Here is a 12,805-nt window from a genome sequence, read left to right as displayed (position 1 = left end):
TTTCTTTTTACTTTTCCAACTCGCGAAGCGCATCCGTATACCCTTGTTCGCTTGCGCCCCAGCCCTCGATATACTCACTCAACTCAGCGGTCGTGATCGCTTCTTCCGGCAGTTTTTCCGCATCTACGAAAATCGGCTCCAATACCACTTTTTCTTCCGGTTTTTCGCCGTTGATCTGCTGGTACAGGTAACGCACCTGAATGCGTCCGATATCAACCGGATCCACCGCTGCTGAGGCAACCCATGGGCTGCCGTCTTTTTGGATCATCTGCAAATCTTCATCGCTCATGTCGATGCTGTACACGTTGATGTCTGTGCGTCCGGACTGTTCAATCGCGCGTACGGCGCCTTTTGCAAATTCATCCCATGCAGCCCAGACCGCCGTAACTTCGCCTTCGTTCGGATATTGCTTCAATACCGCTTCCATCTGCGCTTGTGTATCAAGTGCGGTATTTTGTGTAGCCGCACCAAAAGCCGTTACTTCTTTGATGCCTGTATTGGTTTTCAAAAATTCCTCGTAAGCGATTTGGCGGCGTTCCATCGGCGCGAAGCCGGCCACCCAGATTTTTACGATATTCGCTTGGCCGTTATGGTCTTCAGCTAATTTTTCCAAAGTCAGTTCGGCCATCTTTTGGTCGCCTTGCTCCAAAGAAACAACGCCTTCTACGTCTACTCCTGCGTCAAATGCGACAACCGGAATGCCTTTTTCGACCGCTTTTTCAACGCCCTGGTTCAACGCCTCTTTTGTACCGTGGTCAATCAGAATGCCGTCAAAGCCTTGGTTGATTGCAGCATCCAGGTTAGATGCCATTTTTGCCAGGTCGCCGTCCGAGGTAAAAACGGTCACTTCGCCGCCGAATTTCCCGACTTGCTCTTCTACCCCTTCAATATACTGAGCGGAAAAGGTGCCAAGGTTCTGCTGTATGATGAGCGCCACTTTCTTGCCGGACAACGGATTGTCCGAAGCTTCCGCTTTCGTGCCGTCCACCGGCTTTTCCGCGCTCCCTTCGCCTTTTGGCTGGCAGGCTGCCAGAACTGCACTGATGATCAATAAAATCGTTAACAATAAGAGCGACTGTTTTTTCATGTTCTTTCTCCTTTTCCTGCATATAAATTAAGAACTTCGGGAATGTTTCGCTGAAAATCGCCTTGGATGATCCCTTTTTCTGTGATGATGGCGGAAATCAAGTGCGCCGGCGTTACGTCAAATGCCGGATTGAAGACTTTTGTGCCAAGAGGCGCCACCGGCTGATTGCCGATATGGGTGATTTCTTCCGCTTTCCGTTCTTCAATCGGAATTTCTTCCCCGCTTCGGGTCGCAAGGTCAAACGTCGATGCGGGGGCTGCCACATAAAATGGAATCCCGTAGGCATCCGCCAGAATCGCGAGATTAAGGGTGCCGATTTTATTGGCCGTGTCGCCGTTTGCCGCGATGCGGTCTGCCCCGACGATAATGGCTTCAATGTCTTTTGCACCGATGGTATGGGCGGCCATGCTGTCGGTGATGAGAGTGACATCTACTCCCGACTGCTGAAGTTCCCAGACGGTCAGCCGTGCACCTTGGAAAACCGGCCGGGTTTCGCAGGCATACACTTCAAACTTTCGGCCGCGTTCACTTCCCAAGTGAAACGGCGCCAGCGCAGTCCCGTATTTGGCCGTGGCAATCGAACCGGCATTGCAGATGGTCATGACGCGCTCCCGCCCTTCCAACAGCGACAAGGCGTATTCGCCGATTTGGCGGCAAGATGCTTCGTCTTCCTGATGGATGAGCTCGGCTTCTTCGATGAGAAGCGCTTTTCCGGCTTCGACCGTTTCGGCTTTCTGAACGGTTTCAAGCAGCCGCTCAAGCGCCCAGACCAAATTTACCGCTGTCGGCCGCGACTGGCCCAGATATTCTGCATCTCTTTGCACAGCCTTCAAAAAAGCTTCTACCGTTTCCGTGCTATGGCGCTGGGCGGCAAGCGCCAGCCCGTAGGCAGCGGCAATGCCGATGGCCGGCGCACCACGCACTTTCAGTGTAAAAATCGCTTCATATACATCTTCTATGGTTTCAAGCGTCAAATAATCGATTTCATGCGGCAGTTTCTGTTGGTCTAAGATAACCAGCTGCCCGTCTGTCCAGACAATAGATAACGGAATACTCATGGCTGCAACTCCTCAAGCAGTCCAGCTACCGCGCCGATTGACTTTACTTCGGCACGCTTTAGAATCAAAGCTTCTCCGATTTGCAAAGTTTGCTTTTTCAAACGGATGCGCTGCTCCGCATTTTCAATGCCGTCCAGGTCTTTCACATGCGCGAGACCAATTGTGCGGCGAATCAATTCACAGCCGGCAAAGCCAAGCGCATCGCGGAAAATCTTTTCCAGTATAAATTCTTTATAGCCTTCCGTTTCTTTGAATGCTTCAATGCCTTCCTGCTCCCACAGCTGCGTGAATCGGGCAGAGAAAACGTCCCATGTATTTTCAATATGGCTTAAAACGATTTGCCGTTCTTCGCCGCTTCGCGTAATCGACTGGACAATCAAATTTGCCAGAAACAAACCGACATCAAAGCCGATCGGTCCGTAAAACGCGAATTCCGGGTCGATGACTTTGGTTTCCGACTCACTCGCAAAAATGCTTCCGGTATGAAGATCGCCGTGCAACAGCGCTTCCGCTTCCGTCAAAAAGCTGAACTTCAGCTTCGCCGCTTCCAGTTTCAGCGGAGCGTTGTTCCAAATCGCTTCTACCGCACTCTGCAGTTCCGGTTCGTAGTCGTTGGTGTCGTTGTTGAAGAACGGATCGGTGAAAATCAGGTCTTCTGTGATTTTGCACAGTTCAGGGTTCGAATACTCAGCCACCAAACGTTTTTTCTCAAACGGGTGAAGCGCAAAATCGGATGTATGGAACAGCGTACGCGCCAAATATTCGCCGATGTCTTCGGAAAGTTTCGGGTAGGCTTCCCCTTGGATCAATCCTTCGCGTGCTATCGTCAAATGCGACAAATCTTCCATCACCGTAATCGCCAGTTCCTCATCGGTTGCATAGACAGCCGGAACAAGGCCCGGTGCGAATTCGCCGTGCTTTTGAAGAGCGTTCGCTTCAATGGCTGCACGCTTCAAGGTCAGCGGCCAGCTTTCCCCCACCACTTTCGCATAGGGCAACGCCTGTTTGATGATCAGTCCCTTTCCGCTTTTCGGATCTTTGATCTGGAATACATAATTCAAATTGCCATCGCCGATTTCGCGGCACACCAGTTCCGCGCCTTCAGGGAATGGATATAAGCTGCGGGCCAGTGCGATGGCTGTTTCTTCGGTTAATGCTTCGTATTGTTTGGTTGCGATTGTCATGATTCATCTACCTCTCCGGTTCAATATAAAAAGCCTCTTTCCGCAAAGAAAGAGGCTTAGAACGACAGATTCCGCGCCTCTTATCTTTCAGAAATGCTAGTTTCTGATGGAATTAGCACCGTGCCTTGCGGAATCTGCATTCCGGCGCAAAAGCGCCCCTTCTCACGAAGGTATTACGGTCGGTTGCTGGGCGTCATAGGGCCAATATCCCTCTGCCTGCTCTTGATAAGAGTACTGTTTAAGTAACTTTATGCTGTTTGAAAAGAATCCTATCACGGTTCAGAATTGAGTGTCAATTACTTTTTTTATTACATAAAATTTTTCAAATATTCATTGACAGAAAGTTTCCGGCATGAAATAATCAGAATTAATTTCTTTAACTAAACCAATTGAATACCATTCTTATTCAGAGCAGGTGGAGGGACGAGCCCTATGAAGCCCGGCAACCGGTCCAATGTGGACACGGTGCTAATTCTTGCAGCCATTCGATGCGGCTGGGAAATAAGAAGTTGTTAAGCCTATTAACCTCTTCTTGTTTGAAGAGGTTTTTTATTTTGATTTTTAACAGGAGTGTGAATGCAGTGAGCAATTTAATAGCGACATATCAGCTGTACGGCAAACCCGGGTCGTTCGGGAAAAAAGCGGAAGGAATTGCCCTTGGCTTGACGATCGGTTCATGGACCGACTTGCCTTTGCTGGAACAACAGCAATTGGAGAAGCATAAAGGAAATGTCGTTTCCGTAGCGGAATTCGAAGATTCACCGCATCCGCTAAAGCCGGATGAAATCAAAGCAGTGGCGAAGATTTCCTATCCAAGCGCCAATTTCTCAGCGGATTTGCCGGCGATTTTAACTACTGTATTCGGCAAGTTATCGCTCGATGGTGAAGTAAAGCTGCTCGATCTGGAGTTTGACGAAGAGCTTCTCTCTCACTTCCCTGGGCCGCGGTACGGCATTAACGGCATCCGAGAATTGCTCGGGGTAACCGGCCGACCGCTTGTCATGAGCATTTTCAAGGGCGTTATCGGGCGCGATCTTGATTTTCTGGCTGCGCAGCTGCGGCAGCAGGCGCTTGGCGGTGTGGATTTGGTAAAAGACGATGAAATCCTTTTCGACAATCCGCTGACGCCTTTTGAACAGCGGATCACGACCGGGAAGAACGTCTTGCAGCAAGTCTTTGAAGAATCCGGACACCGGACGCTTTACGCGGTGAACTTGTCGGGACGCACTTCCGGTCTGCGGGACAAAGCGAAAAAAGCGCGCGAATTGGGAGCGGATGCGTTGCTGTTCAATGTCCATGCTTACGGGCTTGATGTACTGCAGGAACTGGCCGAAGATCCGGATATCGGGCTGCCGCTCATGGCGCATCCGGCATTCAGCGGCGCATTCACTTCATCCAGCTTCTATGGCCTGGCGACTCCTCTTGCCCTTGGCAAACTGGTCCGTTACGCAGGCGCCGACTTCTCGCTGTTTCCCTCACCATACGGCAGTGTTGCACTCGAAAAAGCGCAGGCACTTGCTTTAGGCGAGGAATTGATAAAAGAAAGTCCTTTGAAGCGCAGTTTCCCGGTCCCTTCCGCGGGCATCCACCCCGGTCTGGTGCCGCTGTTGATCAACGATTTCGGCATCGACAGCATCATCAATGCCGGCGGCGGTGTGCACGGCCATCCGGACGGTGCAGCGGGCGGCGGACGGGCTTTCCGCCAGGCAGTCGATGCGGTTTTGAGCAAAACAACACTCACTGACGCTTCCGAACAGCATGAAGAACTAAAAACAGCATTGGAAATATGGGGGTAAGCATGTTGAGCAAACCAGTAATATTCTGTGACTTTGATGGCACCGTCACCAACAACGACAACATCATCGCCATCATGAAAAAATTTAATCCACCCGGCTGGGAAACAATCAAAGACGATATCCTGGCCCAGCGTGTGTCCATAAAAGAAGGCGTGGCAAACATGTTCTCGCTGCTGCCGTCTTCGAAAAAAGATGACATTATCCACTTTGTGCTTGACCAGGCGGAAATCCGCGACGGCTTTGCCGAATTTGTAGCCTATGCCAAGAAACAAGACATCCCGCTTTACATCGTCAGCGGTGGCATCGACTTTTTTGTCCATCCGCTGCTTGAGCCATTCGGCCCTTTTGCCGGCATCTATTGCAACGAAGCGGATTTTTCCGGTGAAACGATTCAAATCCATTTCCCGCACGGCTGCGACGGCGACTGCACGAGCCAAGGCTGTGGCTGCTGCAAGCCGTCCATCATCCGGGAGCTGCTTCAAGGCAGTTCCAAAAGCATTGTCATCGGTGATTCCATTACCGATCTTGAAGCGGCGAAACGGGCAGACCTTGTCATTGCCCGCGATTTTCTGATCGAGAAATGCGAAGAACTCGGTTTGCCGTATGAACCATTTGAAAACTTCCGGGATGTCACTTCCATCATTGATGCCCGGCTGGGTGTGAAACTATGACGGCCCTTCAGGAACGGTGGCAGGAACTCGCAGACGTCAAAGACGAATTGGCGCTCCGTGACTGGTTTATGGGAACGAGCGGCAACCTGGCCATTAAAGTACAGGACTCGCCAACCGAATTTCTGGTGACCGCCAGCGGCAAAGACAAGCGCAAACGCACAGCAGAAGATTTTCTGCTGGTGGATGCCGGGGGACAGGCCATCGAAGAGACCCATTTAAAGCCGTCTGCGGAAACCCTTCTGCACTGCGAAATCTACTCAAAAACGGCCGCGGGCTGCAGCCTTCATATCCATACTGTGGCGAATAATGTCATTTCGGAAATCTACGGAGACCGTGGACAAATCGAGTTTCAAGGCCTCGAATTGATCAAAGCATTTGGTTTATGGGATGAAGATGCAGTGCTGACCATCCCGATTATTTCGAACCACGCCCATATCCCTGACCTAGCGGCAGAGTTCGAGAAACACATCTACGGCGACAGCGGCGCGGTGCTGATCCGGAACCACGGCATAACCGTATGGGGCAAAAACGCTTTTGAAGCCAAGAAGCTGCTGGAAGCCAGTGAATTTCTGTTCCAGTATCAGCTGGCTTTATATCAAATACAATCACAATAAAACCCAAATCAGAGAGGAAGATTCATAATGGCAATCATCAAAATTCAAGGCACAAACGAAACAATCGAAGCACAAAACGAAGTGGCAGCATTCCTGGAGCAGCAGGAAGTCATCTATGAACACTGGGACATCAACAAATTGCCGGAGCACCTGCGCGAGAAATTCGACCTCAGCGATGAAGAAAAAGAGGAAATTTTGGCTGCTTTCAAAGCGGAGATCGACGATATCTCTTCACGCCGCGGCTACCAGGCAGCAGACATCATCTCGCTTTCCGACTCCAACCCGAAACTCGATGAACTGCTGAAAAACTTCCAGCGCAAGCACATCCATACAGACGACGAAGTGCGCTATATCGTCAGCGGCCACGGCGTTTTCATCATCCAAGGAAAAGACGAGCGCTTTTTTGAAGTCCACTTGTCCCCTGGCGACCTCATTTCTGTTCCTGAAAACATCACGCATTACTTCACGTTGGCAGACGACCGCAAAGTGGTTGCAGTCCGCATCTTCGTGACGACTGAAGGATGGGTTCCGGTCTACCAGGAAGAAGAAGCCGTTCAAAACTAAATCGCAAAAAGAAACACCGGCGCTCTCGTGCCGGTGTTTCTTTTTATGTGAAACTTTTCCTTTTACTGACCGTAAATTAAGTACATAGCAGAAAGGATGAGTTGATGATGGCAAAGAAAACGTTCGAACCGAATTTTGGAACGGGCATAGCGATCGGTATGCCATTCTTCGTACTGGGCATTGTCCAGGAAAACGTCGCTTTTTTCCTTATCGGCATTGCACTGGCCTTGTCGCTTGGTGCTTCATTCAAGTCAGATTCGTCAAATGAAAAAGAATAAAGGCAGGCTCCGTTTCTGTGATGGAACGGAGCCTGTTTTATTTAACTAATACCTGATTTCGAGTTCTCCTTCTTTATTCTTACTAATCTACTCTGTATACTTATAAATAATTCAAGGAGGCTTCCCTATGACGATTCCAAAACCGCTTGTCCAAACCAATCAATCATTCATCGTTATTAGCGTCATTCTGGCGCTGATTTTCCATAAAGCGATTCTGCTCCTGCCCTTTGCAGTAGGCGTCTGGACACTTGCTACAGGCAAGAACCCGATCATCCTGTTCGCCCGGAGATTCTTGAAAAAACCGGCGAATACCTATATACAGGAAGACCGCGACCAACAGCTGTTCAACCAATGGATCGCCACGGTCTGCCTGGGGCTGTCACTGCTGGCTTTCGCGTTTGGCTACACGGCAATCGCGTACGCTTTCAGCTTGATGGTCGTCACAGCGGCCGGAGTCGCGCTGATGGGCTATTGCATCGGCTGTACGATCCGCTACCGCTATATGATGTGGAAACATAAGAGAACGAAAGCAGTCAGTTAACAAACTATAGAAAAAAGGCCGGAGCGCTGATTGCGCTCCGGCCTTTTGCCTGTTATTTTACTTGTCCGTTTCCTCGAATCAAGTATTTGGTAGAAGTTAACGCCGGCAAGCCCATAGGCCCGCGTGCGTGGAGTTTTTGTGTACTGATGCCAATTTCCGCCCCGAATCCGAATTCAAAGCCGTCCGTGAATCGGGTCGATGCGTTATGGTAAACTGCCGCGGCATCCACTTCCATGAAGAATTGGTCGACGCTCTCAAGCGTTTCCGAAACAATCGCTTCCGAATGTTTCGTGCCGTACATATTGATGTGCGCAATCGCTTCGCCAACAGAATCCACCACTTTGATGGCAACTTCAAGCCCCAGGTATTCAGTGCCCCAATCTTCATCGCCTGCCGGAATCACTTCGCCGTATTGCTGGACCGCCTCATCGCCGTGGATCTGCACATTGTGCTGCTGCAGCGCTTCGACCAGTTTGCCTAAGTGATCCTTTGCCCATTCTTGATGAACAAGAATTGATTCACAGGAATTGCAGACAGATGGACGCTGAGTTTTCGCATTTAAGGCGATTGAGACCGCCATGTCCGCATCGGCCGTTTCATCGATATAGACATGGCAGTTTCCGGCCCCTGTTTCAAGGACCGGCACGCTGGCGTTCTGCACAACCGTCTGGATCAGTTTGGCGCCGCCTCGCGGAATCAGCACATCAAGATGCGAGTTCAGCTTGAACATTTGGGCCGCCGTCTCTCTTCTCGTATCTTCAATCAGCTGCACCGCTTCTTCCGGCAATGCACTTTTTTGGAGCGCATGGTGAATCACCTGGACAAGGGCTTTATTGGAATGGATAGCTGTTGAACTGCCGCGAAGCACTACCGCATTGCCGGTTTTCAGGCACAGGCTGGAAGCATCTACCGTCACATTGGGACGTGCCTCATAAATCATGCCGATGACACCAAGCGGCACTCGGATTTTCGTCATGGAAAGGCCATTCGGGCGCTCCCATTGTTCGAGCACTTCACCGACCGGATCGGCCAGTTCGGTTAACTGAATCAACGCTTCCGCCATGTCACTCAAACGGCCTGCGTCCAGCTTCAGGCGGTCAATCAGCGACTCGCTCATGCCGCCTGCTCTACCTGCAGCGACATCTTTTTCATTTTCACCTAAAATGAACGCCTGCTCTTCCAACAACTGGGTGGAAATCAACTGCAACGCCTCGTTTTTTTCAGCCGTCGTTGTTTTTGCCATGATGGCTGCCGCCGTTTTGGCAAGTTGTGCTTTTTGAAGCAAGTCGTTTGCTTCGCCTACTTGAAGAAGTTCACTCATGCGTTATTGTCCCCTTTCCTGTATGGCTGAACCACTGGTTGCGGTGGATGACGACTTGGCGTTTGCCCGTCTTCGTAATGACATTCGCTTCCTGGCTGCAAAGGCCCTTGATTTCCAATAATTCCTCCGATGAATAATTCACTTGTCCGCGACCGACAATTTGCCCGGCCGGATCAACGACTTCCACCACATCATTTGCAGTGAAATTGCCGGCAATATCAATTACGCCGACCGGGAGCAAACTTCTTCCTTGCTCTGAAATCGCGAGTGCGGCGCCGTTATCCACTTTGATCTTTCCAAGCGGGATGGAATGCAGGGCAAGCCATTGCTTGGAGTTTTTCACAGTGGCCTGCGGATCGTCGCCAATGTATGTGCCATCTCCATTGCCTTCCAAAATTTTTAGAAGTTTTTCGCTTCCGGCACCAGTTCCGATAAATACTTGCGCACCCAGCGCCAGCGCAGTCTGTGCCGCTTCCACTTTCGACTTCATGCCGCCCGTGCCAAGTTCCGAGCCTTCACTTGAAGTCGCTTCGACCAGTTCATTCGGAATTTCAGAAAGAAAATCGTACCTTTCGGCATTTGGATTGTTGCGGGGGTTTTCCCGGTAGATGCCATTGATGTCTGTTAAAATCACCAGCAGTTGCGCTTGGACAAGGCCGCTGACCAATGCCGACAGCATGTCGTTGTCGCCGAATGTCAGCCCTTCTACAGAAACAGAATCATTTTCATTGATGATCGGCAGCACATTGCGCTTCAATAATTCGCTTAACGTGGCTTCGGCATTCTGGTACAAATCTTTAGCCAGCAAGTTTTGGCGGGTCAGCAGCAATTGCGCCGACACCACTCCGTGCTTCTTGAATTCCTCTGAGTATGCCTGCAGCAGCTGCCCTTGCCCGACTGATGCCGCCGCCTGTTTGCCGACGATGCTCACCGGGCGCACGGCGTAGCCGAGGTCTGTGAAACCTGCTGCTACTGCTCCGGAAGAAACCAGGATTACTTCATGCCCCGCTTCTTTTAAACGCGCGAGCGCTTCCACATGCTCCTGCAGTTTTTCCAGGCACAATCCACCGTTTACGTTCGTCAAAGAACTGCTTCCGATTTTAACGACAATCCTCTTTTTCTTCACTTACCGTCACCACCTGTTTTTAATCACAAAAGCTGTTTTACGAAAGATGAATAGAATTATTATGCAACATTTAGAATTTTTAATCAACCCATTCCGGCATTTATTAAAAGATAATTTAAAAGAACAAAAAAACGAGGTCCGAAAGGAAATTTTAAAAATATTTTTTAGTTACTTTATTACCAAGGAGAAAAAGAGAACTTAATACCCATTAAATACTCAGTCCGCAAGAAACAGAAAGAAGGAAGCATTGTTCAGCAAGTTCGCACTTTATGCATAAAACTGTATAAAGACCCTGCAAGGAAAACGCATAAAAAAACAGATGAAGAGATTAGATCTCCCCACCTGTTTTCATTTCCGTTTATTAAATCAAGGCGCCATTGTCTTCCAGCTGTCTATATAGTGGACCGCAATGCCGCCATATCCTGGTGTGCCAGCATAATGGGCTTGAACTTCAGCCAATTGACTGTTCATATAGGCTTCGCCTTCTTCAAAAAACGAAATTGCATCGCCTTCATCGGTTGGCGCTGTTTCAACACCGATTACTGTCGACTTGCCGTATTTTGCTGCAAAGTCCACTTCGTTTTTCACCAGATCGATAATGAAAGGCGCCGTATCCCGGTAAGCCATAATGGTGACGCTGCTGGTATTTGCAATTACCCACTCCGCGAGCAGCCCCCGGCCTAATGTATTGTTATAAGAAACTTCATCAAACCAGAATGGCATATCCGCCTCCAATGGAAGCGCCAAACTGCTCGCACTGGCTTTCGCTTTTATCAGCAAATTCTGGTAAGCGAGAATCGTCGCTTTCTGGTTCGTGGACCAGCCTCTGTATAAATATGGTTCAACGTCTAAATGGATGCCCGCAAACTCCTGCAAATTGCTTGAAGCGGCTTGATAACTCTTTAGCCACGCCATCAATTGATCCTGGCTTGTATATCCTTTTTTGGCTACCCACCCCGGTGCCCCGTCCAATGCATACACATCCATGCCTTTTGCAGAAGCCTTTTCTACAAATCCGCGATAGACATTTGCCGGAATATCCCGGTCAATCTGGACATAAACTTTATTGACGTTTTTGCTTTCCAAAAAAGCCAAGGTGCCGGCTTCATCACTGATAAGATCCCACGAATTCCATAACCATGTCGCCCTAACTTCAGTTGCCGCTTCTCCAGACAAACCATTTGAAAATACCATCATCATTAGCAAAACAGCTCCAATCAAACATCCCTTCATCAATACATGACTTCTATTTTGAACTCATCTAACAGAAAACGAAACAAGCATATACTTTATTCTATATTTTTTCCTTATATTGATACCTATACACTCTTTTTACTACCATTAAAATTATGTATTGCCTATTTTTCTTATACATATCCCCGTTATAATAGAGCCAACAAAAGAGAAATCTGAAATTTTTCCATGCAAAGTCCAATGTCTACTTTAGGAAAGCGGGGGAATGATAGATGGATCACTCGGAAATCGCACAAAAACGGCTGGCTGCTCAGCGCATTGAAGGGCAAAAACTCAAAGAGCCGGAACAAGTCGTTCAATGGATGGGCGCCATGCAAGCTCAAAATTATCCGCAGGCTTTATGGGCAATCGGAAAACGGATGGAATCCGCTACTCAGGCACATGTGGAACAGGCCATTGCCGAAGGGAAAATTATCCGCACCTGGCCGATGCGGGGTACGCTCCATTTTATCGCGCCGGAAGACAGCAAATGGCTGCTGAGTTTAACCTCTCCGCGCATGCTGGCTTCAAGCAAGGGACGCCTGAAACAACTGGAGCTGGATGATGCCGTCTTGCAGCAGTCCGCGAAAATTTTCCAGCGAGCTTTAACCGGAGGCAAGCGGCTATCCCGCGCCGATATGATGAATCTCTTGGAGAATTCGGGCATCCGGGTGGATGGCCAGCGCGGTTATCATACTCTCTGGCACTGGTCCCAAAAAGGCTTGATCTGCCTTGGCCCTATTGAAGCCAAACAGCAAACCTATGTGCTGCTGGCAGAATGGGCCCCGCAGGCAAAAGAACTGATGCGGGAAGAAGCCCTTCTGAAACTGGCCAAGCGGTATTTCATAAGCCATGGCCCCGCTACGTTGCGGGACTTTGCCTGGTGGTGCGGTTTGCCAATGAAAGATGTTCGCCTTGCCTTGGAGTTGGCAAAGCCTTTTCTGATCTCGGAAGAAGTAGAGGGCAACGAGTACTGGTTTTCTGAAGAAGTTTCTTTTTCGGATGCCGTCCATCCGTCCTTTCACCTGCTTCCTGCTTTTGATGAATATTTGCTCGGTTATACGAACCGAAGCGCCGTGCTGCCTTTAGAATATTCCGGTAAGGTCGTCCCTGGCAAAAACGGCGTTTTCTTTCCAGTTATCGTTGAAGACAGCCAAGTGACCGGTACTTGGAAAAGAAAAATCTCCTCAAAAAGCGTTGCTCTTGAATTTGATCTGTTTTCGCCCCAATATCGTTTGCCGGCTGCCTCGCAAAAAGAAGCCGAAGATTTTGGTGCTTTCCTTGGAATGCCGGTCACTCTGTAAAATAGGAAAAAGCGGCTGAGTCCAATAC

At 49.5% G+C, this 12,805-nt stretch carries 13 protein-coding genes and 2 riboswitches; of the genes, 7 read left to right on the top strand and 6 right to left on the bottom strand.

Going from position 1 to position 12,805, the window contains the following annotated elements; translation table 11 throughout:
- Positions 1–7 precede the first annotated feature (7 nt).
- Genes HU147_RS00595 through mtnK form a run of 3 tightly spaced genes read right to left on the bottom strand, consistent with a single transcriptional unit; the run spans position 8 to position 3,329 of the window.
- Positions 8–1,087, bottom strand: coding sequence for a sugar ABC transporter substrate-binding protein (locus HU147_RS00595; RefSeq protein ID WP_224074389.1), 1,080 nt, complete (start codon positions 1,085–1,087; stop codon positions 8–10).
- On the bottom strand, positions 1,084–2,145 hold the full coding sequence (gene mtnA / locus HU147_RS00590) for an S-methyl-5-thioribose-1-phosphate isomerase (RefSeq protein ID WP_224074388.1): 1,062 nt from the start codon (positions 2,143–2,145) through the stop codon (positions 1,084–1,086). The genes HU147_RS00595 and mtnA overlap by 4 nt, the downstream gene beginning before the upstream one ends.
- On the bottom strand, positions 2,142–3,329 hold the full coding sequence (gene mtnK / locus HU147_RS00585) for an S-methyl-5-thioribose kinase (RefSeq protein ID WP_224074387.1): 1,188 nt from the start codon (positions 3,327–3,329) through the stop codon (positions 2,142–2,144). Before mtnK ends, mtnA begins: the two co-directional genes overlap by 4 nt.
- Before the next feature lie 77 nt (positions 3,330–3,406).
- Positions 3,407–3,561, bottom strand: a riboswitch (SAM riboswitch).
- A 167-nt stretch (positions 3,562–3,728) separates the two neighbouring features.
- Positions 3,729–3,837, top strand: a riboswitch (SAM riboswitch).
- Between the two features lie 73 nt (positions 3,838–3,910).
- On the opposite strand from mtnK, the gene mtnW reads away from it, so the two are divergent.
- The 6 genes from mtnW to HU147_RS00555 all read left to right on the top strand — a co-directional run bounded on the left by mtnW (position 3,911) and on the right by HU147_RS00555 (position 7,793).
- Entirely contained in the window at positions 3,911–5,125 is a 1,215-nt protein-coding gene (mtnW, locus tag HU147_RS00580) for a 2,3-diketo-5-methylthiopentyl-1-phosphate enolase (protein WP_224074386.1), read from the top strand.
- 5 nt (positions 5,126–5,130) lie between these two features.
- Positions 5,131–5,796 (top strand): 2-hydroxy-3-keto-5-methylthiopentenyl-1-phosphate phosphatase, encoded by a 666-nt coding sequence (locus tag HU147_RS00575; RefSeq protein WP_440137279.1) that lies wholly within the window; start codon positions 5,131–5,133, stop codon positions 5,794–5,796.
- Positions 5,793–6,410, top strand: coding sequence for a methylthioribulose 1-phosphate dehydratase (locus tag HU147_RS00570; protein WP_224074384.1), 618 nt, complete (start codon positions 5,793–5,795; stop codon positions 6,408–6,410). Before HU147_RS00575 ends, HU147_RS00570 begins: the two co-directional genes overlap by 4 nt.
- Before the next feature lie 27 nt (positions 6,411–6,437).
- Positions 6,438–6,974, top strand: a complete 537-nt coding sequence (locus HU147_RS00565; RefSeq protein ID WP_224074383.1) for a 1,2-dihydroxy-3-keto-5-methylthiopentene dioxygenase — start codon at positions 6,438–6,440, stop codon at positions 6,972–6,974.
- A 107-nt stretch (positions 6,975–7,081) separates the two neighbouring features.
- Positions 7,082–7,252, top strand: a complete 171-nt coding sequence (locus HU147_RS00560; RefSeq protein ID WP_224074382.1) for a hypothetical protein — start codon at positions 7,082–7,084, stop codon at positions 7,250–7,252.
- Between the two features lie 127 nt (positions 7,253–7,379).
- Positions 7,380–7,793: a DUF4395 domain-containing protein gene (locus HU147_RS00555; RefSeq protein ID WP_224074381.1), complete on the top strand. Its 414-nt coding sequence runs from the start codon at positions 7,380–7,382 to the stop codon at positions 7,791–7,793.
- A gap of 52 nt (positions 7,794–7,845) precedes the next feature.
- Here HU147_RS00555 and HU147_RS00550 read toward each other — a convergent pair whose 3' ends face one another.
- The 3 genes from HU147_RS00550 to HU147_RS00540 form a co-directional block, all read right to left on the bottom strand.
- Positions 7,846–9,114, bottom strand: a complete 1,269-nt coding sequence (locus HU147_RS00550) for a glutamate-5-semialdehyde dehydrogenase (protein WP_224074380.1) — start codon at positions 9,112–9,114, stop codon at positions 7,846–7,848.
- The gene (gene proB, locus HU147_RS00545) at positions 9,107–10,240 is read right to left on the bottom strand and encodes a glutamate 5-kinase (protein WP_224074379.1); all 1,134 of its coding nucleotides are present in this window, start codon (positions 10,238–10,240) and stop codon (positions 9,107–9,109) included. Before proB ends, HU147_RS00550 begins: the two co-directional genes overlap by 8 nt.
- Positions 10,241–10,606: 366 nt before the next feature.
- Entirely contained in the window at positions 10,607–11,440 is an 834-nt protein-coding gene (locus tag HU147_RS00540; protein ID WP_224074378.1) for an amidase, read from the bottom strand.
- A 266-nt stretch (positions 11,441–11,706) separates the two neighbouring features.
- Here HU147_RS00540 and HU147_RS00535 point away from each other — a divergent pair, with 266 nt between their 5' ends.
- On the top strand, positions 11,707–12,777 hold the full coding sequence (locus HU147_RS00535; RefSeq protein WP_224074377.1) for a winged helix DNA-binding domain-containing protein: 1,071 nt from the start codon (positions 11,707–11,709) through the stop codon (positions 12,775–12,777).
- The last annotated feature ends 28 nt before the right edge of the window (positions 12,778–12,805 follow it).

It is taken from the genome of Planococcus chinensis, assembly GCF_020071995.1.
Classification (GTDB): domain Bacteria; phylum Bacillota; class Bacilli; order Bacillales_A; family Planococcaceae; genus Planococcus; species Planococcus chinensis_A.
The sequence above is the reverse complement of the archived record's forward strand: the minus strand, read 5'-3'. Positions and strand labels throughout refer to the sequence as shown.